The organism is Stenotrophomonas sp. 169 (assembly GCF_014621775.1).
GTDB lineage: Bacteria > Pseudomonadota > Gammaproteobacteria > Xanthomonadales > Xanthomonadaceae > Stenotrophomonas.
The window spans coordinates 2,273,262-2,295,753 of sequence record NZ_CP061204.1 but is presented as its reverse complement, the minus strand read 5'-3'; the positions used below and the strand labels follow the sequence as shown (position 1 = coordinate 2,295,753).

Genomic DNA, 22,492 nt, shown 5'->3' with positions numbered 1-22,492 from the left:
GATCACACAAACGAAGAAGGGGGCTTTCGCCCCCTTCTTCCTTACACCGTGTTGCGTGCCGCCGGGATCAGCGCAGCAGGCTCAGCACGTTCTGGCTGGACTGGTTGGCCTGGGCCAGCATGGCCGTACCGGCCTGCTGCAGGATCTGGTTGCGGGTCAGCTCAGCGGTTTCCGAAGCGTAGTCGGTATCGCGGATGCGGCTGCGGGCAGCGGACATGTTCTCCGAGGAGGTGCTCAGGTTGGCCACCACCGAGGTGAAGCGGTTCTGCACGGCGCCGAGGTCGGCACGCGAGGAGTTCACCGAGTTCAGCGCAGCGTCCATTGCCTTGATGGCGTTGTCCGCACCGGATACGTCGGAGATGTCCAGGTTGGCGAAGCCGGTGTCGGCCGTGCCTGCAGCCCAGGCACCCGCTGCGCCGGCGGAGGAACCCGCGGTCAGGCCGGTCTGTGCGGTCAATGCGGTGGCATCGGTGCCGGTGGCGGTGGCCACGGTCACGTCGCCGTCCGCGCCGGTCAGCACCAGCTTGCCGGAATCCAGCGAAGCGGACACGCCGGTGTTGTAGCTCTGGCTGTTGATCGACTTGACCAGCTCGTCAGCGCGCTGTGCGGAGCTGCCGGCAGCGGTGAAGTTGATGGTCGCCGAACCCTTCGAACCGGTCAGCGTGAAGCTGCCAGCGGAGAAGGTGTTGGCGCCAGCAGCGCCGGCCGGGGTCTGTGCGGCAACGGTCTGGGCGCCGCCCGGAATCGCGCCACCCAGGGTGACGGCGGTAGCGGTGGTGTTGGACAGGACCAGGTTGTCATCGCCATCGACAGTTGCCAGGCCTGCGGCCTGGCCGTTGATGGCGCCGGCAACAGCAGTGGCGAAGTCGGCGGCGCTACGACCAGTGCCCGCAGCGACGTTGACCGTGGTGCCATTTACCGTGAAGCTGAGCGCGGCTTCAGGATCGGCAGCCGACAGGTCGACTGCACCGGTACCCGGGGTAGCGGCGCCGCCGCCTGCACCTGCCTCGCCAGCCGGCGCTGCACCGGTGACCTTGGCAGCCGTGTCGACCTTGTTCCAGTTGCCCAGCGAGGCGATGTTCGCATTGGTGATCTGGGCGATGTCGATCGTCTGGCCCTGGTCGGCGCCGATCTGGAAGGCCTGGCTCTGGAAGCTGCCGTCAAGCAGCTTGGTGCCGTTGAAGTTGGTCTGCTCGGCGACGCGCTGGATTTCAGCCTTCAGCAGCTGCACTTCCGAGTTCAGCGCCTGACGGTCGGAATCGGAGTTGGTGGCGTTGCGCGACTGGACGGCCAGTTCGCGGATACGCTGCAGGTTGTTGCCGATTTCGCCCAGGGCGCCTTCAGCGGTCTGCGCCAGCGAGATGCCGTCGTTGGCATTGCGGGCAGCCTGGTTCATGCCGCGGACCTGCGTGGTGAAACGCTCGGAGATCGCCAGGCCTGCCGCGTCGTCCTTGGCACTGTTGATGCGCAGGCCCGAAGACAGGCGCTGGATCGAGGTGGCGAGGCTGTTGCCGCTGGTGCTCAGGTTGCGCTGTGCATTGAGCGACATGGTGTTGGTGTTGATGACTTGTGCCATGGTGCGGTTTTCCTTTTTGGCAGTGGGTCCGGCAGATCAGCTTGGCCGGTAACGGGGGCAGTGGATGGGCGCCCCCGTGGGGGTGTGCTGCCGCTGCTGAAATCAATAACGGCACTCCCTGCCCAGCCTTTAGCCAAACGTCAACATTTTTTTCGTGATGGCCGTGGCGCGGCATGCCTCGCGGGCGCATCCAGCACGGAAAAAGGCCCCGCCAGTTGTCTGGCGGGGCCTTTGGGTGCTGCGTCTGCTGCGGCAATCCGCCGAGCGTGGCTCGGCGCTACCGGGGCAGGGCGGTATTACGACTGCAGCAGGCTCAGTACGTTCTGCGGCACCTGGTTGGCCTGCGCGAGCATCGCGGTACCGGCCTGCTGCAGGATCTGCGCGCGGGTCAGTTCAGCGGTTTCGGTCGCGTAGTCGGTGTCACGGATGCGGCTGCGGGCGGCCGACATGTTCTCCGAGGAGGTGGTCAGGTTGGCGATCGTCGAGCTGAAACGATTCTGCACGGCGCCGAGGTCGGCACGCGAAGAGTTGATCGAGGTCAGCGCGGCATCCATTGCGTTGAGCGCATTGTCGGCGCCCAGCGTGGAGGTGATGTCCAGGTCGGCAAAGCCTGACTTCGGACCACCGGCGGCCCATGCGCTGCCGATCGCACCGGCGGCGGTGGTGCCTGCGGTCAGGCCGGTCTGGTCGCCCAGGGTGGCACCGCCGGCGATGGTGAAGTCGCCGTTCTGCGAAGCGAGCAGCAGCATGCCATTGCTGTCAAGCGAGGCGGTGACGCCGGTGTTGTAGCTCTGGTCGTTGATCGACTTCACCAGATCGCTTGCGCGCTGGCCACTGCCGCCGGCGGCGGCGAAGTTGATCGTGGCCTCGCCCTTGGCGCCGGTCAGGGTGAAGCTGCCTGCAGAGAACGTGGCCGTGCCGGCAGCGGCCTGGGCGCCCACCGTCTGCGTGCCAACGCCGTTGGAGAAGTTGTTGAGCACCACCGGCGCAGCCGTGGTGTTGCTCAGCGCGACGTCGTTTCCATCAGCGACGGCCAGGCCGGGGCGAATGGTGTTGATCTGCGCTGCGACTGCGGTCGCCAGACCCTCCGCATCGCGGCCGGTGCCAGCGGGGACGGTGACCTGGGTGCCATCCACCTGGAAGGTGAACGTGGCATTCGGATCGGTAGCGGCCGCCAGACTGAGCGTGGCCACGCCCGGGGTCGCCGCGCCGCCGCCGCCGGTGCCGATCGCTGTGATGGCAGTGAACGTGGCGGAGGTGTCCACCTGGTTCCAGTTGCCGAGCGCCTTGATGTTGGCGTTGGCGATCTGCGAGATGTTGATCATCTGCCCCTGGTCGGCACCGATCTGGAACGCCTGGTTGGTGAAGCTGCCGTCCAGCAGGTTGGTGCCGTTGAAGTTGGTCTGCTCGGCGACGCGCTGGATTTCAGCCTTCAGCAGCTGCACTTCGGCGTTCAGCGCCTTGCGGTCCGAATCGGAGTTGGTGGCATTGCGCGCCTGCACGGCCAGCTCGCGGATGCGCTGCAGGTTGTTGCCGATCTCGCCCAGCGCGCCTTCTGCGGTCTGTGCCAGCGAAATGCCATCGTTGGCATTGCGCGCGGCCTGGTTGATGCCGCGGATCTGGGTGGTGAAGCGCTCGGAGATCGCCAGGCCCGCCGCGTCATCCTTCGCACTGTTGATGCGCAGGCCCGAGGACAGGCGCTGGATCGAGGTGGCCAGCGAGTTGCCGCTGGTGGAAAGGTTGCGCTGGGCGTTCAGCGACATCGTGTTGGTATTGATGATCTGTGCCATGGGGCGTCTCCGTGGGTTGCTCGGGTCAGGTGATAGAGGCGCGCTCAGGGCGCCCGGTTGAAGGTCAGCGGATACTGTTGAACAGGGACATCGCCTGCATCTGGCTGAAGATCGTCTGCGCGGCCTGCAGGGCCGCGTTTTCGAGCTTGTACTGGCCGATGGCATCGGCGTAGTCCAGGTCACGCAGGGTGGAAAGGGTGGATTTGACGGTTACAGCGGTGGCTTCGCGTGCACTGGCGGCATCGTCGATGGCGGCCAGCTGGGCACCGCCCTTGGCACGTGCATCGATCATGGTTTCCGACGCGCGGGTGATGTCGCGCATGCTCGACTGCAGCAGGTTCTGCATGCCGGTGCGGTCGGCGGCGGTCTGTGGATCGGATTCCAGCGCGGCCACCAAGGTGTCCAGCGTGGCGAAGATGTCGCGCGAACTGGAGGCCACCACACCGAAGCTGTCGCCCGCAGCGGGCACGCCCTCGATGCGCAGACGCACGCCGCCCACCACGATGTCTTCGCCCGATGCGTGGGTGCCGGTGGCCACTACCGCGCCGGTGTCATCCAGCACTTCATAGGCACCGGCGCCTGCTGCGGTGAAGCGCACGTTGAGCGCGCCACCGGTCCAGGCATCGCTGCCGTCACGACTGACCGAGGTCAGCAGGCCACTGCCGGTGTTGCCGGCGGCGGCGCCCGCGTCGACGGTGCCGTCGCCGGTGCGGATGCGCATGAAGATTTCGCTGCCGGGCAGGGCGTCGTTGACCAGTTGGCCCGGTGCCACTTCCACCTGGCGCTGGGTCTGGTCACCGTTGTAGCTGACCACGCCGCCGGCCTTGAGGAAGGGCGCATCCGAATCGTTGCTGCCGCCGAACAGGTAGCGTCCGCTGCCGTCCTTGCTGTTGGCCAGCGACAGCAGGCTGTCCTGGATGGTCTTGAGCTCGCTGACGATCGCCTTCAGATCGGTATTGCCGGGCACCGGCGTGTTCGCCTGGATGGTCAGCTCCACCGCGCGGGTCATCAGTTCGTTGGCCTGGGCCAGCGCGTTTTCCTGCAGGCCCAAGCGGTTCTGCGCGTTGTTCGCGTTCTTGCCGAGCTGTTCCAGCCCGGCCACCACGCGATCCAGGCCGACGGCGGTGCCGGCAGCGACCGGATCGTCCTTGGCCGACACGATCTTGCTGCCGGTGGCGATCTGCTGTTCCAGGTGGTTGATCTTGGACTGCTTGCCCAGCATCAGCGAAACCGACTGGCTGAACATCATCCCGGTGGAAATACGGTCATTCATCGCGAGACGGCTCCGAGGATGGTCTGGAACATGGTGTCGGCGGTGGAGATCAGCTGCGAGGCGGCCTGGTAGGCCTGCTGCAGGCGGAGCATGTCGGCCGCTTCTTCGTCGAGGTTCACCCCGGACACCGAATCACGCGCGGCCTGCGCCTGGTCGGTGATGACCTGCTGCGCATCCAGCGAGTACTGCGCCGAGCGGGCGGCCGCGCCGACCTGGGTGGTCAGGCCGCCAAGGGCACCGTTCAAGGTGACCGTGCCGCTGTTGAAGGTCTTTGCGTTCTCGACCTTGGCGAGTGCCAGTGCGTTGCTGTTGTCCGACGAACCGGCACCGACCGGGGTGATGTTGAAGGTGTCGCCCGGCTTGGGCGCCCCATCCAGCACGAAGCTCCAGCCGTTGGCGCTGATGGTCTGGCCGGCGGTGTAGGCGAAGGGGCCGGCACCGTTGATGGTGTACTGGTTGTTGGCGGTGAAGACGATGGCTGCCGGATTGCGCAGCGCGCCGTTGGCCGCATCGGCGACCTTGACGTCGGTCAGCTTGCCGCTGCCGGTATTGGCGGTCGCGGCGGCACCCTTGATCGGCGCGGCGGCGGCGAGCCGCGACGGATCGGTGATCGCCACGCTCATGCTGCCGGCCACGTTGGCGGTGGGCTGCAGCAGGAAGCGGTCATTGGCCGCAGGCGTGCCGCCGACCACCAGCGCGACGCCGTTGATCACCAGCGGATCGGCGGCGCTGCCGCTGCCGGTCAACGGCAGGCTGGCGCCGGTGTCGGCCCGGTTGGCCTGCCACTGGGTGCCATCGAAGCGCAGCACGATGTTCTGTGCATCCAGCTTGGACAGGTCACCGAAGCTGGCCTGGATCGTGGCGCTGCCGGTGTTGCTGGTGTTGTTGGTCACCCGCGGCGAGCCGATGTTGAACAGGTCCGTGCCCATCTGGCCGTACAGGTCCACACCGTTGCGATGGGTCTCGTTGAAGGTGCTGGCCAGGCCGATAGCGAGCTTGCCGAGCTCAGCCTGCGCCGGCGTCAGCACGGTCTCGCGGAACTCCATCAGGCCACCGACCTGGCCGCCCAGCGCCTTGGAATCCAGCACCACCTTCGCGCCCTGGGTTTCCAGCGCCAGCTGCAGGCGCTCGGGCTGGTAGGCATCAGTGACGGTGGTGATCTTGCTGGCGGTCGCACCGACCACCAGCGCCTGGCCGCCGGCGGTGTAGACGTTCATGAAGCCGCCGTCCTGGATCACCGCGTTGCCGCCGGTGTACCCCACCAGGCTGGCGATCAGCTGGTCGCGACGGTCGAGCAGGTCCGGTGCGGCGTTGGCGGCATTGCTGCCGATCGCCCCGTTGATCTGTGCGACTTCGGCCGCCAATCGGTTGATCTCGGTCGCCGCGGCACTGATGCCGTTGTTGACCTCGCTGTTCAGGCTGTCCAGGCTGGTATTGAGCTGGCGGAAGCGGTTGGCCAGCGTATTGGCGCTGTCCAGTACGTTCTGCCGGTCGGCGGTAGCCGACGCATTGGACGACAGCCCGCTGACCGAGTCGAAGAAGTTCGACCACACCCCGGCGACGTTCGTCGAGGCTTCGGAAAACAGCGAGTCCACGCGGTCCGCCATGGTCGACAGCTGCTTCAACCGCGCCAGCTCACCACTGCCGTCCAGCAGGCGCGAAATGGCCAGCTGATCGGCGACGCGGCGGATGTCGGCGATGCGCGTGCCGCTGCCTACGGTGCCATACCCCATCTGTTGCGGATCGGCGGTGGCGAAGTCCACGCGCTGCCGGCTGTAGCCCACCGTATTGATGTTGGCTACGTTGTGGCTGGTGGTCGCCAGGGCACGCTGGAAGGCGAGCAGGGCGCTGGTACCGGTGGAGAGCACGCTGGTCATAGGGGTCCTCAGCGACGGGCGATGCCCAGCGCTGCCTGGGCAGTGCTGGCGAAGGTGCGACCCAACTGCGCGCCGGCATCGCCGATGGCGGCTACCGCGCGTTCGATGGTCGGGCCACCAGCAATGCTGGCGATCTTGTTGGCGTACGACGGGTCGGTCGCATAGCCGGCCTGCTGCAGCCCGCGCGCGAAGCCGCGCACGTCGGTACCGGCCTGCAGGGCCTTCTGGTAACGCGGGTTGGTCTTCAGCAGGCGCACATAGTCGGCGAAGCTTTCCGCTGGCGAGCTGTAGCTGCGGAAGCTGGCCGTTTCGTTGCGGCGCGCGCCGTCGACGTATTCGTGGGTGCCTACCGTGGCGCGGTCACCGCTCCAGCCGGTGGCCTTGATGCCGAACAGGTTGTGCGCGCTGCGGCCATCGCCATGGGTGATCTGGCGCTTGCCCCAGCCGGTTTCCAGCGCCGCCTGTGCAACCAGCGCACGCGCGTCCACGCCGAGTTCCTTGGCCGCGGTCTGTGCGTGCTGCCAGATGCCGGCGACGAAGCCTTCCGGTGTATGCGAGCCCAGCCGCGCCACGGCCGAACTGCTGGCCAACGTGTCGATGGCCGACGGTCCGGTGCCCCGGTTGGTCGCGGTGGCCGACCACTGGTCTTCAGCCGCTACCGGTGCAGTCGCCGCCAGCGCCTGCGATGCGTACGGATCACTGCTGCCCAGGGCCTGATGCAGGCTGCTGCTGTCACGGCCGGCGATCAGGTCCAGCGTCTGCTCCATCGGCTGCAGCATCCGCGGCGAGGTGCCGGCGGCCATCTGCTGCAGCATGCGCACGGCCTGGTCGGCATCATCGAGCGGCATGGGCGGTGCGCTGGTGGCGGGCGCATTGAGCTGGTACGCGCGGGTGGCGTCGGCCGGCTTGATCTGCGGGTCCAGCGCCGGGCCGGCGCCGTCCGTGCCGGAAAGCTGGCGCGTGATCACCGCAGACAGGCCCAGTCCCTTGCCGCGCGTCATCGCTTCGGCGATCTTCTGGTCGTACATCTCGCGGAATATGGTGTTTTCGCCGGGAAACAGCGAATCGCCAAAGCTGGCCTCGCGCATGCTCTTGACCATCATCTGCGCGAACTGACCTTCAAGCTGGCGCGCGACCTTGTCGACCTGGGCCGGGTCGGTTCGCTGTGCTGGATTGAGTTCGAAGGCCGGCTGGATGCGCATGTCAGATGACCTCGAGCTCGGCGCTCAGCGCACCGGCCTGCTTGAGGGCTTCCAGGATCGCGATCAGGTCACCCGGTGCGGCGCCCACGGCATTGACCGCGTGCACGATTTCATCCAGCGAGGTGCCGCCGTTGAACTTGAACATGCGGCTGCCCTCGTTGGTGGCGGTGATGGTGGACTGCGGGGTCACCACGGTCTGGCCGCCGGCCAGCGCATTGGGCTGGCTCACGTTGCTGCCTTCCTGGATGGTCACCGTCAGCGAGCCGTGCGAAATGGCCGCTGCGCCAACGCGCACCTGCTGGCCGATCACCACGGTGCCGGTACGCGCGTTCACCACGACCTTGGCCGGCGCGCTGCCCGGGGTGAGTTCAAGACTCTCGATGCGGGCCAACAGACCGATGCGGGCACCGGGGTCGGTCGGCGACTGCACCGCGACCGTGCCGCCATCAACGGCGCGGGCGACGTTGTCACCGAAGGCGTTGTTCAATGCCGCGACCATGCGCGACACGGTGGTGAAGTCGTTCTGGTGCAGGTTGAGGGTGATCTCGCCGGAGGCGCCGAACACATCCGGCACCGCGCGTTCGACGGTGGCGCCGTTGGGAATGCGGCCGACGCTCGGCACGTTGACCGAAACGCGGGAACCATCGCGGCCCTGCGCGCCGAAGCCGCCGACCACCAGGTTGCCCTGGGCGATCGCATAGACTTGGCCGTCGGCTCCCTTCAGTGGGGCCATCAGCAGCGAGCCACCGCGCAGCGACACCGCATTGCCGATCGACGACACGGTGATGTCGATCGGCTGGCCGGGTTTGGCGAAGGGCGGCAGCTCGGCGTGGATGGCCACGGCTGCCACGTTCTTCAACTGCGGATTGACGTTCGACGGAACATTGACGCCCAGCTCGCCCAGCAGGTTCTTCAGGCTCTGCACAGTGAACGGGGCTTGGCTGGTGCGGTCGCCGCTGCCGTCCAGGCCGACCACCAGGCCGTAGCCGACCAGCGCATTGCCGCGCACGCCGCCGACCTGGGCGATGTCCTTGATGCGCTCAGCGTGCGCGGGCAGCGCGGCGGCAGCAACGGCCAGCGCGGCGATCAGCAGGCGGGCGGGGAAAGAGGTAAGGGTCATGGCAGGCATGCTCAGAACGGCGCCAGGCCGGAGTTGAAGAAGCGGCTCAGCCAGCCCATGGCATTGGACTGGGCGACCGCGCCACGACCGCCGTAGACGATGCGGGCATCGGCAACGCGGCTGGAAGGAATGGTGTTGTCCGGGCCGATGTCGGCGGCGCGCACGATGCCCTGCACCTGCACCAGCTCGTCGCCCTGGTTCAGACGCAGGTTCTTCTGCCCCTGCACGACCAGGTTGCCGTTCGGCAGTCGCTGCATCACCGTGACGGTCACGTTGCCCTGCAGGCGGTTGCTCTGCGCGCTGTTGCCACGGCCGGTGAAATCACGCGAACCGTTCGCGGTGGCCGACAGAATGTCCTTGCCGCCCAGGGTGACCGGCGCGCCGAAAATCGTCGGCGTCCCGATGGCCAGCTCGGACTCCTTGCTGGTGGCGGTGTTGGCGCTCATCTGCGCCTGGGTGTTTTCCAGCAGGGTGATGGTCAACAGGTCGCCCACGTCGCGCGCACGACGGTCCGAATACAGCTGCAGTGACGGGCCGGCGGCGTAGATCGCGCCGGCGGTAGCCTGCGACTGCAGCGGCATCACCGGCTGCACCGGCAGCATCGCCGGGTAGGGACGCACGTCGCCGGCGATCACGCAGCCGCCCAGCAGCGCGATGGCGGCGGCAGCAAGGGACAGGCGGGCGAGGGAGGCGGGAAGCAGCATGATGGCGGTCCGGTCAGACGTTGTTGTTGAGGTAGCCGAGCATCGAGTCGGTGGTCGAAATCGCCTTGGCGTTCATTTCATAGGCGCGCTGGGTTTCGATCATCGACACCAGCTCTTCGACCACGTTGACGTTGCTGCCTTCCAGCGCACCCTGGACCACGTTGCCCAGGCCGTTGAGGCCGGGGTTGCCGTTCTGCGCGGGGCCTGATGCGGTCGTTTCCAGGTACAGGTTTTCGCCGCGGGCCTGCAGGCCGGCCGGATTGATGAAGTCGGTCAGCGTGAGCGCGCCGATCTCCACGGTGGCCGCGTCGTCGGCCATCTTCACGCTGACGGTGCCGTCGGTGCCGATGGTCAGCGTCTGCGCACCTTCCGGGATCTGGATGCCGGGCTGCACGGGGTAACCGCTGTTGGTGACCAGCTCACCGTCCTGGTTGACCTTGAACGAACCATCGCGGGTGAACGCGGAGCTGCCGTCGGGCATCGACACTTCGAAGAAGCCGCGTCCGTTGACCATCACGTCCAGCGCGCGACCGGTCTGCTGCTGGCTGCCCTGCTCGAAGTTCTTCGCCGTGGCGACCACGCGCACACCCGTGCCCAGCTGCAGGCCGGTCGGCAGCTGGGTCTGCGCCGACGAGGCGCCACCGGGCTGACGCACCTGCTGGTACAACAGATCCTCGAAACTGGCACGGTCCTGCTTGAAGCCGGTCGTGTTCGTATTGGCGAGGTTGTTGGACACCACCGACATGCGCGTCTGCTGCGCGTCCAGTCCGGTCTTGGCGATCCACAGTGCCTGGTTCATGGTCAGTTCCTCTGCTGGTTGCCCGCGCCGACGTGGTCGGGGCGGATGACCTGCGACAGGCGCAGGTGCTTCACAGGGGGTACTGCAAGCGGCGTGCCATTGCGGCGCGCCGGATTTCCGTCATCTGTCGGCGGGTCAGCCGTTCAGGCGCAGCAGGCTGTTGGCGCTGCGTGCGTTCTCGTCGCCGTGCTTGATCACCTTGACCTGCATTTCGTACTGGCGCTGCAGCTGGATCATCTGCACCAGCGCGCCGGCGGCATCCACGTTGCTGCCTTCCAGCTGGCCGCTTTCCAGGGCCTTGCCCTGGGTCTGCACGAACGGCCGCTGTGGATCGGTGTTGCGGAACAGGCCGTCCAGGCCGCGCTCCAGCCGCGCATCGTCGGCGGCCACCACCTTGATCCGGCCGACCACTGCCATCGTCTGCGGGCCTTCCCCCAGCGGAATGATCGAGATCGTGCCGTCGTTGCCGATCTCCATCGCCTGGTGGGGCGGGATGGCGATCGGGTTTTCGTTCTCATCCAGCACCGCATGGCCACCGGCGGTGACCAGTTGGCCATTCGGCGTCAGTGACAGGGCGGCGCCACGCGTATAGGCCTCGCCGCCGCCGGGTGCCTGCACGGTCAGCCAGCTGCCGGCCTGCAGTGACAGGTCCAGCGGGTTGCCGGTGATGTGCTGGGCGCCCATGCGGCGGTTGAACCCTGCATCCACGTGCACGGCGTCCACCCGCGAGGCGAAGCCCGGTCCGCGGATCGGGAACGCTTCGGTGTTGGCCAGTGCTTCCTTGAAGCCAGGCGTATCGGTATTGGCGATGTTGTGCGACAGCGTGCCCTGCGCCTGCAGGGAAGCGCGCGCACCGGTCATCGCGACGTAGAGGGCCTTGTCCATCGTGGAAGCTCCGTGCTGCGGTCAGTCGGCCATCATCAACGGATGTTGATGATGGTCTGCGTGACCTGGTCCTGGGTGCTGAGCATCTGCGAGTTGGCCTGGAAATTACGCTGGGCCACGATCATGTTCACCAGCTGCTCGGTGAGGTCCACGGTGGACGATTCCAGTGCGCCGGCCTGGATCTTGCCCAGGTCCGACGAATCCGGCGCCGAGGTGCGCGGCGAACCGGAGGAGAAGGTCTCCACCCACATGTTGTCGCCGGTGGACTGCAGGCCCTGTGCGTTGTTGAAGTTGGTCAGGGCGACCTGGCCCAGTGCCTTGTCATCACCGTTCGAGTACCGCGCGAACACCACGCCCTGCTCGGACACGCTGATCTCGTTGAGCTTGCCGGCCGCGTAGCCGTCCTGCTGGAAGTTGCGCAGTGCGAACTTCTCGCCGTACTGGGTGGAGCCGGCCACGTCCAGGGTCAGGTTGAGCTGGCCGGCACCGGTGGCGGGGGTGAAGCCATCCAGCGTGATGCGGCCGTTCGCCGGGGCGACCAGGGCGCCGCTTTCGCTGAACTGCAGCGTGCTCGGTGCGCCGGCCGACTGGCCGTCCACGTAGTTGTACACCTGCCATTCGTTGGCGGTGGCGCCCTTGACGAAGTAGGAGGTCTGCGTATGGCTGACACCCAGCGAGTCGTACACGGTCACGCCGCCGCTGGACTGGCTGTAGCTGTTCGAGTCGGTGGGATCGAACGGCGTCACGGTCGGCTGGGTGCTGTTGGCGGGCAGGGTGAAGGCCAGCTGCACGTTGCCGGTCTGCTTGGGCGGGCTGTCGGTGGTCAGCAGCTGCAGGTCGGTCAAGCGCCCGGAATCGAAGGTCGTGCCATCGGCATTGGGGGTGAACACCTGCAGGCGCGCGCCGGCAGGGTTGATCACGAAGCCCTGCGCGTCGGTCTGGAAGTTGCCAGCGCGCGAATAGGCGCGCTGGCCGTTGACGCTCATGGTGAAGAAGCCTTCGCCCGACACGGCCAGATCCAGGCTGCGACCGGTCTGCGAATTGTTGCCCTGGCTGAACTGCTGGGCGACGTTGGACACGCGTGCGCCCGAACCCACCGCATTGCGCGACAGGCCGTAGCTGGTGGCCGAGAACAGGTCGGCGAATTCAGCGCGCGACTGCTTGAAGCCGGTGGTGTTGACGTTGGCGACGTTGTTGGCGGTGACACTGAGGTCGGTGTTGGCGGCGTTGATGCCGGACAGCGAGACGTTGAAAGCCATGGTGGACTCCTCGTTGAAGCGGTCTGGGGGCTCAGCTGATGCGGAGCACGTAATCGATCGGGGCGGCGCCCAATCCCTTGAGATTCAGGTACAGCCCGTCGGAACCGACGGTCACGCTTTCCACCGGCGCTTCCACGTACGTGCCGAGCTTGGTCTTCGCCCCGGCGGTGTCGGTGTGGTTGGCCACCAGCGAGTAGTTGCCCGGCGGCAGGCGGTTGCCGCTGCTGTCCTTGCCGTCCCACACGAAGTTGGTCTCACCGGCTGCGGCGGCCTCCACCGTGATCTGGGCCACCTTCAGACCGTTGGCATCGGTGATGTCCACGTTGATCATGCCGGCGCTCGGTGCAGCCACGAGGCCACCGACGGTGCCCTCGCTTTCCAGCACCATCTTCTCCGAAGGCACCAGCACGTCGTGGCCGACCAGCGCGGCGCCGCGCAATACCTGGTCGCTGGCCATCGAGCTCTGGAACCCCTTGACCGTGGTGTTGAGGTCGGTGATGCCCTGCACGGTCGACATCTGTGCCATCTGCGCGACCATCTGCGTGTTGTCCATCGGCTTCAATGGATCCTGGTGCTGCAGCTGCTCGGTCATCAGGCGCAGGAAATCGGCCTGCTCCAACGTGTCTTTCTTTTTGCTGGCGCTGCTGTTGGGCGAGTTCAGGCCCAGCGCGGAGTAGACATCCTGGCTGGACTGGGTGGTGATGGCGGTGCTCATTGGGTTCGTCTCCGGGGCGCGCGTCAGCGGCCCATGGTCAGCGTGGCGAGGGCCAGTTCCTTGGCGGTACCGAGCATTTCCACGCCGGCCTGGTAATTGCGTGAGGTAGAGATCAGGTTGACCATCTGCGCCACCGGATCCACGTCGGCCTGGTAGATGTAGCCGTCGCCGTCGGCCAGCGGATGGCCGGGTTCGTAGCGTTTGATCGGGGCGGCGTCGCTCTGCTGGATCTCCTTGACCTGCACCGAGGTGACATTCGGGTCGGTGCGGCTGGTGACCGCCTGGAAGATCGGCTCCAGCGGCTTGTACACCGCCTCGGGCGAGCCGGCGACCGAATCGGCGTTGGCCAGGTTGGAGGCGATGGTGCTCATGCGCACCGACTGCGCCTGCAGGGCAGACCCGGCGATGTCGAAGATGGGGAGATTGCTCATGGCTTATTGCCCTGTGATCGCGGTGAGCATGGAGCGCACCTTGGATTCGACGAAACTCAGCGAGGCGCGGTATTCCAGCGCGGCGCGGCCGTAGGCGGCACGCTCGGCATCGGGATCGACGGTGTTGCCGTCGAGGTTGGGCTGCACCCCTTCGCGGCTGATCTGGAACGGGTTCAGTCCGTTGCCGATGGCCAGGTGCTGTTCGTTGGTGGTGCTCATCAGGCCGTTGCCGGCCTGCCCCTGGGCACTGCGCAGGGCGGCATCGAAGTCCATGTCCTGGGCCTTGTAGCCCGGGGTGTCAGCATTGCCGAGGTTGCTGGCGATCAGCTTCATGCGCTGCTCGCGCAACGGCATGGCCTGGGCGTGGACACCCAGGTAGTCGGAAATCAGGTTGGACATGGCGCGCTCCCACGGAACAGTGCCGGGAAAGCTGCAAGCGCCGTGCCAAAGCGGCGGCGTTGGGCTGAGGGCGGGGCGGCGGGCAGGCCTGGGCAGGACACGCCGCAAGTACGTCCGTGTAGGCTGCATCGCCGCATCCATGCGGCTCAGCGTCCTGCCCAGGCCTGCCCGCCACCCCGCTTCATTTCAGCGAACGCGGGCACGGTAGTGCCGGGCCACGCTCGGGATGCCGGGGTCAGGCGGCTTGGGCGACCTTGCGCAGGCGGTCCAGGACGAAATCGGCGAGTTCGTGCGGTGAGTACTTGGCGACGAAGGCGTTTGCGCCCACGCGTTCGACCATCGCGTTGTTGAACACGCCCGACAGGGAGGTGTGCAGCAGCACGTACAGGCCGGCCAGTCCCGGGTGGCGCCGGATTTCCGTCGTCAGGGTGTAGCCGTCCATCGCGGGCATCTCGATGTCGGAGATCACCATCGCGTACCGCTGGGCGGGATCTTCACCCGCCGCGTGGATCTGCACTAGGTGGTCCAGTGCCTGCTTGCCATCGGACAGCAGGGTCGCGCCCACGCCGAGCTGGTCCAACACGCTGCGGATCTGCTGCCGGGCGACGCGCGAGTCATCCACCACCAGCACCTGCATCTGCGGACCGTCGGCCGGCATGGCCAGGGCCGGGTCCAGCACCGCTTCGCTGCGGGTACCGGCAATGTCGGCCAGCACGCTTTCCACGTCGATCACCTGGATGAGCTCGCCCTGGAAGCGGGTGACGGCTGTCAGGTAGCTGGATTCGGCGCCCAGTTCCGGCGGCGGGTGGATGTCCTGCACGGCGATGTTGACGATGCGCTCCACCCCGCTGACCAGGAAGCCCTGGATCGAGCGGTTGAACTCGGTGACCACCAGATAGCCGGGGCCATCGGCATTGTCACGCTCGGGGTGACCGATGGCCACGCCCAGGTCCAGCACGGGCACCGAGCGGCCCCGCACATCGGCCACCCCGGAGAACTCGCTGGGCAAGCCGGGCACCTGGAACAGCTCCGGTCGGCGCAGTACTTCCTGCACCTTGAACACATTGACGCCAAAAAGCTGGCGTCCGCCAAGCCGGAACAGCAGCAGCGCCAGGCGGTTGTGGCCAGCCAGGCGGGTACGTTGATCGATGCGGTTGAGCAGGTCATGTGACATGGGAGAGGTATCGGCGCTCGCGGTCCTTACTTGAGTCGTCGTGCGTGCGTGATCTGGCACAGCACTTGCAGCGGGCCTGTCGAACTTTGCCGTGGGGGGTTGCATGCCTACCTTTAAATCACTGTGCTGGCTGCTGGCCCTTGCCAGCGCGCCGGTCGCGGCCGCACCTTCGTGGCAGCCGGTGGACACCATCCGCACTGCAGCGCTGTCTCTGCTGGGCGAGGGGGCGCAAGGCGAGGCCGTGGTGGCCGATGCGCTGCGTTTGCCTGCCTGTGGCCAAGGGCTCACTGCCCAGCCCACCGCCAACACCACCGTGGAAGTCAGCTGCCCGGATGCCGGCGGCTGGCGCCTGTTCGTGCCGGTGAAGGTGCGCCGGGAGCAGACCGTACTGGTGCTGTCGCGCGGTATAGCTGCTGGAGAAACCCTGTCTGCGGCCGATATCGGGACGGCGCAGCGGGACGCCGCGCGGATTGCCGGTGCCGTGCTGGCCGATCCTGCCGCGGCCGTGGGGCGCGTGGCGCGGCGTACGCTGTCGGCCGGCAGCCTGCTGTCCGCGTCGGACCTGGTCGCGCAGCGGCTGGTCCGGCGTGGCGACAACGTAGCGCTGGTGTCACGCCGGGGCTCGGTCGAGGTACGGGTGGTCGGCAAGGCACTCGGTGATGCCGGTGAGAACGAGCGGCTGTCGGTGGAGAACCTGGCCTCCCGCAAGGTGGTACAAGGGACCGTGGCCGCCAACGGCGACGTTTTAGTGACGCGCTGAGAAAGTGCAGAAATCCCCTAAAGATCACGGTCGGGCGGCCGTTATCGATATTGAACGGCAACCCGAGGAGCTCCCATGAGCCAAAAAATCGACGGCACGATGCAGGCAGCGCAGACGCTGCGTGCGGTGGGCCCGACCAGTCGCGCCGGCGTCAGCGCCGATACGCCTGCGCGCCCGATTGAAGCAGCGGACAGCCTCAAGCTGACCGGTGAAGCGACCAACCTGCAGGCGCTCGAGCGTAGCCTGAGCAGTGCCCCGGCCATTGACGCCGAGCGGGTTCAGGCCGTGCGCGAGTCATTGCAGAACGGCAGCTACCGGATCAACCCGGAAGCGATCGCCTCGCGCATGCTTGATCTGGACCAGCAGCTGCAGGGATGAGCACGCTGATGAGCGAGCCGATGCAACGCCTCAGTGACGCGCTGGATGCAGAGCGTCTGGCCTTGGTCGCACATGACGTGCAGGCCCTGATCCGTGCCACCAGCGCCAAGCTGGATGCGTTGCGGACGCTGGACCGTGCACCGCCGATGGGCGAATCCGCGCAGCTGGAAGTCCTGGCTGAGCGCAATCGCGCCAACGGCGTGCTGCTGTCGCGGCGCCGTCGCGAGGTCAACTGGGCCCTGCGCCAGCTGGGCCGCAGCGAAGATGCACCGGCGTATGACAGCAAGGGCCAGTCACAGCAGTTGACCGCGCGCAGGCCGTTGGCCGTCGCCTGATCCGATGCGTGCCGTGCGTGCTGGCGCTGCGCGCAGCGCGGCCGGCAGGTGCGCGCTCGTCGTATAGTGGGGGCCGTTTTCCGTAACGCCGGACGCCCCTGTGCCTGCAGCCGCCTCGAACGCCCCCGTCCCTTTCCCTTCGCCACAGCTGCTGCAGGCCCTGCTTGCGCCGGTACGCGAGGGAATGCTGCTGTTCACCGATGACGATGCGGTGGTACTTGCCAATCCCGCCGTCGATGCACTGCTGGCCGGCAGCGAAACCGGCGAGGGCGGCGCGCCGCAGCGCCTGCGCGCCCTGCTGCCCCCCGATGCCATGGCCGTGGCCCGCAAGGAAGGCCAGTGGAGCGGCAGCCTGGTGATGGGCGAGGGCGTGGTTACGGCCCAGCTGTATCACCACCGCGATCAGGCCATCGGCTATTACCTTGGCCTGTTCCGTCGCATTGAAGGGCAGGAGGACTACGAGCGCGAACTGCAGCAACGGCATGCGGAGCTGCGCCAGGCCTATCTGCGCTTGAACGGGGCGCAGGAAAAACTGCTGCAGTCGGAGAAGATGGCCTCGATCGGGCAGCTGGCGGCCGGCGTGGCGCACGAGATCAACAATCCGATCGGCTATGTCCACTCCAACCTGGGCAGCCTGCAGGAATACCTGCGCAGCCTGTTCACGGTCATCGAGGCATACGAGCGCGCGTTGCGCGCACCGGACCCGAAGACGCTGATCCCGGAGATCGACGACATCCGTCACCGCCTGGACATCGATTTCATCAGCCGCGACCTGCCGCAGCTGATGGCCGAGTCGCGCGAGGGCATCGAGCGGGTTACCCGCATCGTCCGCGATCTGAAGGATTTTTCGTATTCCGGCCGCGATGAGTCGTGGAAGCTGGTGGATCTGCATTCCGGTCTTGAATCGACGATCAACATCATCTGGAACGAGCTGAAGTACAAGGTGGAACTGCACCGCGAGTTCGGCCAGTTGCCGCTGGTGGAGTGCCTGCCCTCCGAGCTCAACCAGGTGTACATGAACCTGCTGCTCAACGCCGGTCACGCAATCGCCGACCGCGGCGTCATTACCGTGCGCACCGGCGTGGACGGCGAGCATGCGTGGGTGGAGTTCGAAGACAGCGGTGGCGGCATTTCGCCCGAGCTGCGCCAGCGGATCTTTGATCCGTTCTTCACCACCAAGCCGGTGGGCAGTGGCACGGGCCTGGGCTTGTCGATTTCCTACAGCATCATCAACAAGCACAACGGCCGCATCGACCTGGACAGCACGCCCGGCGTGGGGTCGACGTTCCGCGTGGTACTGCCGATCAAGCAACCGCGATAACGGGAAGTATGCCGGGCTGCGCCCGGCACCTGCAGAGGCGACAGCGACTGCAACAGCAACTGCAACTGCAAAGGCTGCAGGGCTGTGGGCTGGCGGGGCGGGGTGGATTGGCGGGGGACGGCAAAAGCCGCATCCTGCGGGCCTCGTTTCGTGCCATCCATGGCACTCAACGCCCCCGCCAACCCACCCCGCCCCACCTTCGACAGGTCCATGGCGGCCATGCAACCGTCGGCATGCCGACCGGTCGCGCCGACCCGTGGTCGGCGGAGGGTGGGGAAATGGGGTCTGATGGTTTCCGCCGACCATGGGTCGGCGCTACCGCTTTTCTCTTTTTTCATACGCGGCGGGCGGCCACGGAACCTGTCAGGGGGCCGGGCGGTGGGGCTGGGCGGGGGCGTTGAGTGCCATGGATGGCGCGAAACGAGGCCCGCATGGATGCGGCTCTTGCCGTCCCCCGACCAGCCCCACCGCCCGGCCCCAAGCACGTAGCCTTGAAGCAGCCCGCCGCGAGGGGGTCCCACCCGTTCGACCATCTACCGCAGCAGGCGATCTTCTGCCGTGTCCAGCACATCCGCCGCCGGTGCACCGCCGCCGTTGCCGCGCCGCTGCTCTTCGTAGGTGCGGAACGCCTGGTGGATGTGCTTGCGCAGCTCGTCGTCGTTCCAGGGCTTGGTCAGGAAACGGTAGATCGCGCCGCGGTTGATGGCGTCGGTCACCGTGTTGAGATCGGTGTAGCCGGACAGCACCAGGCGGATCGTGTCCGGGTACAGCATCTTCACCCGACCCAGGAACTCGGTCCCGCTCATGTCACTCATGCGCTGGTCGGACAGGATCACCTGCACGTCGTTGATCGCCAGCAGGTCGAATGCATCACGGACATTGCCGGCTGCCAGGATCCGATACCCGTCGCGGCGGAACAACCGCACCAGGGAGCGCAGCACGTTCTCTTCATCGTCCAGCAGCAGCAGCGTGCGGTCCGGGCGCGTCTCGGCGAAGGCTTCCGGACGCAGGTAGCGACGGCGCAGGGTCATGCCTGCCGCATCGGCTGACATCGGCTCACCGAACAGATACCCCTGGAACACGTCGCAGTCGTTGCGGCGCAGGAAACCCAGCTGTGCCTGCGACTCGACGCCGTTGGCGATCACCGTCATGCCCAGTTGGTGGCCCATGGCGATGATGGCGCGGGCGATGGCGGCCTCGCGGTTGCCGGCCGGCGCACTCTTGATGAAGCTGCGGTCGATCTTCAGCTTGTCCACCGGATAGCGCACCAGTGCACTCAGGCTGGAATCGCCGGTGCCGAAATTGTCCAGGCTCAGGCTGATGCCTTCGTTGCGCAGGTTGACCAGCGTTTCGTGGACGAAATTCACGTTGTTGGTCAGCGCGCTTTCGTTGATTTCCAGCGTCAGCATCGGTGCGGGAACGCCGGCAGCCTGCATCAGTCCCATCACCTCGGTGAAGAAATTGGGACGCAACAGCTGCAGGGTGGAGACATTGACGGCGATGGTGAAATCATCGAAGCCCTGGTCGCGCCACAGCTTGGCCTGCTTCAGGGCGCCCTCCAGCACCCAGGTGCCGATCTGCACGATGATGCCCAGCCGCTCGGCCGTGCGCATGAACCGCTCGGGCACCAGCATGCCCAATGTCGGCGACTGCCAGCGCAGCAGCGCCTCCATGCCCACCACATGGCCATCGCGCGAGCTGACCAGCGGCTGGTACCGCAACTTCAACTCGCCATTGGGAATGGCGTCGATGATCTGTCGCGCGATGATGCTCTCGCTGTGCGCGCTCGGCGGCGTGTCGAGGGCATGGATGCGCACGGCATTACCGCCTTCGCGGGCGGCCTGGTAAAGCGCATCCTCGGCGTGGTCGAGCAGACGCGATGCGTTGCTTGCGTGCTCCGGACACAGGCTCACGCCGACCTTGCCGGTCATGAACAAGGTGTACGGCAGCACCGACAGCGGAAGCTCGAGCTGCTGGCGCAGCTCCTCGGCCAGGTCTTCGGCCAGCGGCACGTCAGGAGTGCGCGGCACCGCCACCAGGAACTCGTCGCTGCCATGCCGCCACAGCTTTCCACGGCCGCGCAGCCACAGCTTCAGACGCTGGGCCACAAGCACCAGAGCCTGGTCGCCGACTTCGGCGCTCATGTTCTCGTTGACCGACGCGAAGTGGTCGATGTCCACGTGCATCAACAGCAGCGGCACGCCGCCGCCGGCCGCCTCGGTGACCATCGCCTGCAGCTCCGGATTACCGGCACCCAGGCGATCCGGTGCGTCGTCGATGCTGACCTGGGGCAGGGAGTTGTTCCACATTACGGAAGGTGTTCCAAGGCGTGCGTCGAGCGGGTGTCGACGCGATAGGGAAGATGCAGTTCGATCAGGGTACCTTCGCCGGGCGCGGATTGAATGCGCAACTGGCCGCCGACGCTCTGCGCCCGCTCGCGCATGACGATCAGCCCTAGCCCGCGCGGGCCGTGGGGATCAAATCCTTCGCCATCGTCGCGGACCTGCAGGTGCAGGCGGCCCTGGCCGATGTCACGCAGGTGCAACATCACCTGGCTGGCGCGCGCATGGCGCAGCGCATTGGTCAGGCTTTCCTGGGCGATGCGGAAGCAGGCCTGCTCGATGGCGTTGTCCGGCCGCTCGGGCAGGGTATCGATGTGCGCCAGCAGTTCGGTCTGCGACGCGCGGAACAACACCCCGGCCTGCCAGCGCAGCGCGGCCTCCAGCCCCAGCGCATCCAGCTGCGGCGGGCGTAGCAGCATGGACAGGTCGCGCAGCTTGCCCACCGTGCTGTCGGCCAGACCGACGATCTGCTGCAGGTCTTCCCGGCGCCGTGCGCCATCTTCTTCGTCCAGTGCAGCCCAAGCCGACAGCTTGATCGCGGTGATGGCCTGGCCGATGTCATCGTGCAGGTCGCGCGATATGGCCCGGCGCTCGTCCTCCTGCAGCGAGAACAGGCGCCCGGCCATCGCGTGCAGCTCACGGTTGCTGTTTTCCAGGGCGATGCGCGTGCGCTCGGTGTCGCTCAGGTCGCGCACGATCAGCAAGCGGCAGTCGCGTCCGCCGTAGCGCACTTCGCCAACGGACAGCCCGGCCTGGAAACCAGACCCGTCCACGCGCTGCATGCTGCTGACGATGGCATGGCCGGCGGTGTCCTCGGGCACCCGCTCCCGCAGCAGCGCGCGCACCGAGGACAGTCCCGATTCGGCCACCAGTGCCTGCAGCGGTTCGCCCAGCAGCGTATGGCCGTCATAGCCGAACAGCCGCACCGCAAACGCATTGGCGTACAGCACATGTTCATCGGACAGGATCACCACGCCATCGGGCAGCACCCGCACCAGCTCGCGGAACTGTTCTTCGCGCTCGCGCAGCAGGCGCCGGGACTGCTCGCGTTCGGTCACATCCTGCAGCGTGCCGAGCACCCGGGGGCGGCCCGCATCGTCCAGGCCACTCTCGGCACGCAGGTGGGTCATCAATGGCCGGCCATCCATGCCGAGCAGCGGCAGCAGCACATCGACGTGCACCGGCTCGCCCGAGCTCATCCCCGCCAGCAGCTGTTCGGTCATCGCCGCAGTAGCGGCGTCGGCCGGCACCAGCAGTTCATCGAAGCGGTGCCACGTGCGGGCCTGTGGCGGGCGCCGCCCCAGCAGCAGGTAGACCTGCCGCGAAAAGCTGGCCAGCCCGGTGGCCGGATCGAGCTGCCACGCGCCGATGCGCGCCAGCTCGTGTGCTTCTTCGACCCGCGCCAGCGCCTGGTCCCGTCGTGCCAGGGCTTCATCTTCAGCGGTACGGTCGATGACGATCAGCAGGCGGGCAGGGCGCTCGTCGACATCGATGGCATTGCTGCGCAGCTCCATCTGCCGCACCGTGCCGTCCCGCAACTGCAGCGCCGATCGCAGCACGCAGGTCTGCTCGGGGTGCTCGCGCAACTGCTCCAGCTTTGCATCCAGCTGCGCTTCGGCGCCGGGCGGCCACAGGCAGCCGATCGGCTGGCCGAGCAGCTGCTCGCGTTCCCAGCCGAACAGCGTGCAGGCGGACGGATTGGCGTCCAGGATCCGTGCCGTCTGCAGGTCATAGATGAGCACCGGGCCGGGGTTGCCGACGAAGGCCTGGCGATGTCGCTTGTCCGATGCGGCCAGCCGGGTGGTGACCTGCAGCAGGTTCGCGCCGAACGGGCGCAGCAGCAGGTAGAGCAGGGTGGCGCTGGCGAAGATGAAGAACAGGCCTTTCGCGGTCTGCAGCCATGCGGCCTGGCGCGGGTCGGCGACGATGGCGTAGACCGCCGCGTCGCTGCTGGCCACCCAGGCGATCGCCAGCAGCAGGTAGACCAGCACCACGCGTCGACGTTCACGTCGCAGGGCATCGCCCAAGCCGCTGGACGGGGTGGCCATGGGGGTGTCGCCGTTGGGTTGCAGGGGCATGGCAGCTCGGGACCTGGGCGCAGGGCACGCGTGGGCGACGACGGACCCCATCTTAACGCGGCCCGGACATCGGT

General features: G+C 66.9%; 20 protein-coding genes. 4 read left to right on the top strand and 16 right to left on the bottom strand.

Going from position 1 to position 22,492, the window contains the following annotated elements; all coding sequences use genetic code 11:
- Positions 1 to 67: 67 nt before the first annotated feature.
- The 14 genes from ICJ04_RS09855 to ICJ04_RS09790 form a co-directional block, all read right to left on the bottom strand.
- Entirely contained in the window at positions 68 to 1,576 is a 1,509-nt protein-coding gene (locus ICJ04_RS09855; protein WP_188324103.1) for a flagellin, read from the bottom strand.
- Between the two features lie 296 nt (positions 1,577 to 1,872).
- Positions 1,873 to 3,366: a flagellin gene (locus ICJ04_RS09850; RefSeq protein ID WP_188324102.1), complete on the bottom strand. Its 1,494-nt coding sequence runs from the start codon at positions 3,364 to 3,366 to the stop codon at positions 1,873 to 1,875.
- A 64-nt stretch (positions 3,367 to 3,430) separates the two neighbouring features.
- Positions 3,431 to 4,639, bottom strand: coding sequence for a flagellar hook-associated protein FlgL (flgL, locus tag ICJ04_RS09845; protein WP_188324101.1), 1,209 nt, complete (start codon positions 4,637 to 4,639; stop codon positions 3,431 to 3,433).
- Positions 4,636 to 6,516, bottom strand: coding sequence for a flagellar hook-associated protein FlgK (gene flgK / locus ICJ04_RS09840; protein WP_188324100.1), 1,881 nt, complete (start codon positions 6,514 to 6,516; stop codon positions 4,636 to 4,638). The genes flgL and flgK overlap by 4 nt, the downstream gene beginning before the upstream one ends.
- Positions 6,517 to 6,524: 8 nt before the next feature.
- On the bottom strand, positions 6,525 to 7,718 hold the full coding sequence (gene flgJ, locus ICJ04_RS09835) for a flagellar assembly peptidoglycan hydrolase FlgJ (protein WP_188324099.1): 1,194 nt from the start codon (positions 7,716 to 7,718) through the stop codon (positions 6,525 to 6,527).
- Position 7,719: 1 nt separating this feature from the next.
- A complete protein-coding gene (locus ICJ04_RS09830) occupies positions 7,720 to 8,838 on the bottom strand; it encodes a flagellar basal body P-ring protein FlgI (protein ID WP_188324098.1) in 1,119 nt (372 codons plus the stop codon).
- Between the two features lie 11 nt (positions 8,839 to 8,849).
- Entirely contained in the window at positions 8,850 to 9,545 is a 696-nt protein-coding gene (gene flgH / locus ICJ04_RS09825; protein ID WP_188327281.1) for a flagellar basal body L-ring protein FlgH, read from the bottom strand.
- A gap of 10 nt (positions 9,546 to 9,555) precedes the next feature.
- Complete coding sequence (gene flgG / locus ICJ04_RS09820; protein ID WP_188324097.1) at positions 9,556 to 10,341, bottom strand: flagellar basal-body rod protein FlgG; 786 nt, start codon at positions 10,339 to 10,341, stop codon at positions 9,556 to 9,558.
- Between the two features lie 135 nt (positions 10,342 to 10,476).
- Positions 10,477 to 11,226: a flagellar basal body rod protein FlgF gene (locus tag ICJ04_RS09815; protein ID WP_188324096.1), complete on the bottom strand. Its 750-nt coding sequence runs from the start codon at positions 11,224 to 11,226 to the stop codon at positions 10,477 to 10,479.
- A 35-nt stretch (positions 11,227 to 11,261) separates the two neighbouring features.
- Positions 11,262 to 12,485 carry a flagellar hook protein FlgE gene (flgE, locus tag ICJ04_RS09810; RefSeq protein ID WP_188324095.1) on the bottom strand — a complete coding sequence of 408 codons (1,224 nt, stop codon included), beginning with the start codon at positions 12,483 to 12,485 and terminating at the stop codon, positions 11,262 to 11,264.
- Between the two features lie 31 nt (positions 12,486 to 12,516).
- Complete coding sequence (locus ICJ04_RS09805; RefSeq protein ID WP_188324094.1) at positions 12,517 to 13,200, bottom strand: flagellar hook capping FlgD N-terminal domain-containing protein; 684 nt, start codon at positions 13,198 to 13,200, stop codon at positions 12,517 to 12,519.
- Positions 13,201 to 13,223: 23 nt separating this feature from the next.
- A complete protein-coding gene (flgC, locus tag ICJ04_RS09800; RefSeq protein WP_188324093.1) occupies positions 13,224 to 13,631 on the bottom strand; it encodes a flagellar basal body rod protein FlgC in 408 nt (135 codons plus the stop codon).
- A 3-nt stretch (positions 13,632 to 13,634) separates the two neighbouring features.
- Positions 13,635 to 14,030: a flagellar basal body rod protein FlgB gene (flgB, locus tag ICJ04_RS09795; protein WP_188324092.1), complete on the bottom strand. Its 396-nt coding sequence runs from the start codon at positions 14,028 to 14,030 to the stop codon at positions 13,635 to 13,637.
- 235 nt (positions 14,031 to 14,265) lie between these two features.
- Complete coding sequence (locus tag ICJ04_RS09790) at positions 14,266 to 15,204, bottom strand: chemotaxis protein (RefSeq protein WP_188324091.1); 939 nt, start codon at positions 15,202 to 15,204, stop codon at positions 14,266 to 14,268.
- A gap of 103 nt (positions 15,205 to 15,307) precedes the next feature.
- On the opposite strand from ICJ04_RS09790, the gene flgA reads away from it, so the two are divergent.
- The 4 genes from flgA (at position 15,308) to ICJ04_RS09770 (ending at position 17,998) form a co-directional block, all read left to right on the top strand.
- Positions 15,308 to 15,964 (top strand): flagellar basal body P-ring formation chaperone FlgA, encoded by a 657-nt coding sequence (gene flgA, locus ICJ04_RS09785; RefSeq protein ID WP_188324090.1) that lies wholly within the window; start codon positions 15,308 to 15,310, stop codon positions 15,962 to 15,964.
- A 75-nt stretch (positions 15,965 to 16,039) separates the two neighbouring features.
- Positions 16,040 to 16,342, top strand: coding sequence for a flagellar biosynthesis anti-sigma factor FlgM (flgM, locus tag ICJ04_RS09780; RefSeq protein ID WP_188324089.1), 303 nt, complete (start codon positions 16,040 to 16,042; stop codon positions 16,340 to 16,342).
- Positions 16,339 to 16,677 carry a flagellar protein FlgN gene (locus tag ICJ04_RS09775; RefSeq protein WP_188324088.1) on the top strand — a complete coding sequence of 113 codons (339 nt, stop codon included), beginning with the start codon at positions 16,339 to 16,341 and terminating at the stop codon, positions 16,675 to 16,677. The genes flgM and ICJ04_RS09775 overlap by 4 nt, the downstream gene beginning before the upstream one ends.
- A gap of 184 nt (positions 16,678 to 16,861) precedes the next feature.
- Entirely contained in the window at positions 16,862 to 17,998 is a 1,137-nt protein-coding gene (locus ICJ04_RS09770; protein ID WP_223202846.1) for an ATP-binding protein, read from the top strand.
- A 533-nt stretch (positions 17,999 to 18,531) separates the two neighbouring features.
- Here the strand turns inward: ICJ04_RS09770 and ICJ04_RS09765 are convergent.
- Together ICJ04_RS09765 and ICJ04_RS09760 are read right to left on the bottom strand one after the other, a co-directional pair.
- The gene (locus tag ICJ04_RS09765) at positions 18,532 to 20,307 is read right to left on the bottom strand and encodes an EAL domain-containing protein (protein ID WP_223202845.1); all 1,776 of its coding nucleotides are present in this window, start codon (positions 20,305 to 20,307) and stop codon (positions 18,532 to 18,534) included.
- The gene (locus tag ICJ04_RS09760; RefSeq protein ID WP_188324087.1) at positions 20,307 to 22,418 is read right to left on the bottom strand and encodes a PAS domain S-box protein; all 2,112 of its coding nucleotides are present in this window, start codon (positions 22,416 to 22,418) and stop codon (positions 20,307 to 20,309) included. The genes ICJ04_RS09765 and ICJ04_RS09760 overlap by 1 nt, the downstream gene beginning before the upstream one ends.
- Between the last annotated feature and the right edge of the window lie 74 nt (positions 22,419 to 22,492).

Bases quoted from the DNA above. Each gene is read 5' to 3' on its own strand.
- ICJ04_RS09850 (WP_188324102.1), bottom strand. From the start codon at position 3,366: ATGGCACAGATCATCAATACCAACACGATGTCGCTGAACGCCCAGCGC.
- flgL (WP_188324101.1), bottom strand. From the start codon at position 4,639: ATGAATGACCGTATTTCCACCGGGATGATGTTCAGCCAGTCGGTTTCG.
- ICJ04_RS09805 (WP_188324094.1), bottom strand. From the start codon at position 13,200: ATGAGCACCGCCATCACCACCCAGTCCAGCCAGGATGTCTACTCCGCG.
- ICJ04_RS09765 (WP_223202845.1), bottom strand. From the start codon at position 20,307: ATGTGGAACAACTCCCTGCCCCAGGTCAGCATCGACGACGCACCGGAT.
- flgK (WP_188324100.1), bottom strand. From the start codon at position 6,516: ATGACCAGCGTGCTCTCCACCGGTACCAGCGCCCTGCTCGCCTTCCAG.
- ICJ04_RS09815 (WP_188324096.1), bottom strand. From the start codon at position 11,226: ATGGACAAGGCCCTCTACGTCGCGATGACCGGTGCGCGCGCTTCCCTG.
- ICJ04_RS09855 (WP_188324103.1), bottom strand. From the start codon at position 1,576: ATGGCACAAGTCATCAACACCAACACCATGTCGCTCAATGCACAGCGC.
- flgJ (WP_188324099.1), bottom strand. From the start codon at position 7,718: ATGCGCATCCAGCCGGCCTTCGAACTCAATCCAGCACAGCGAACCGAC.
- flgM (WP_188324089.1), top strand. From the start codon at position 16,040: ATGAGCCAAAAAATCGACGGCACGATGCAGGCAGCGCAGACGCTGCGT.
- ICJ04_RS09770 (WP_223202846.1), top strand. From the start codon at position 16,862: ATGCTGCTGTTCACCGATGACGATGCGGTGGTACTTGCCAATCCCGCC.
- flgE (WP_188324095.1), bottom strand. From the start codon at position 12,485: ATGGCTTTCAACGTCTCGCTGTCCGGCATCAACGCCGCCAACACCGAC.
- ICJ04_RS09830 (WP_188324098.1), bottom strand. From the start codon at position 8,838: ATGACCCTTACCTCTTTCCCCGCCCGCCTGCTGATCGCCGCGCTGGCC.
- flgC (WP_188324093.1), bottom strand. From the start codon at position 13,631: ATGAGCAATCTCCCCATCTTCGACATCGCCGGGTCTGCCCTGCAGGCG.
- flgB (WP_188324092.1), bottom strand. From the start codon at position 14,030: ATGTCCAACCTGATTTCCGACTACCTGGGTGTCCACGCCCAGGCCATG.
- flgG (WP_188324097.1), bottom strand. From the start codon at position 10,341: ATGAACCAGGCACTGTGGATCGCCAAGACCGGACTGGACGCGCAGCAG.
- flgA (WP_188324090.1), top strand. From the start codon at position 15,308: ATGCCTACCTTTAAATCACTGTGCTGGCTGCTGGCCCTTGCCAGCGCG.
- ICJ04_RS09790 (WP_188324091.1), bottom strand. From the start codon at position 15,204: ATGTCACATGACCTGCTCAACCGCATCGATCAACGTACCCGCCTGGCT.
- ICJ04_RS09775 (WP_188324088.1), top strand. From the start codon at position 16,339: ATGAGCACGCTGATGAGCGAGCCGATGCAACGCCTCAGTGACGCGCTG.
- ICJ04_RS09760 (WP_188324087.1), bottom strand. From the start codon at position 22,418: ATGCCCCTGCAACCCAACGGCGACACCCCCATGGCCACCCCGTCCAGC.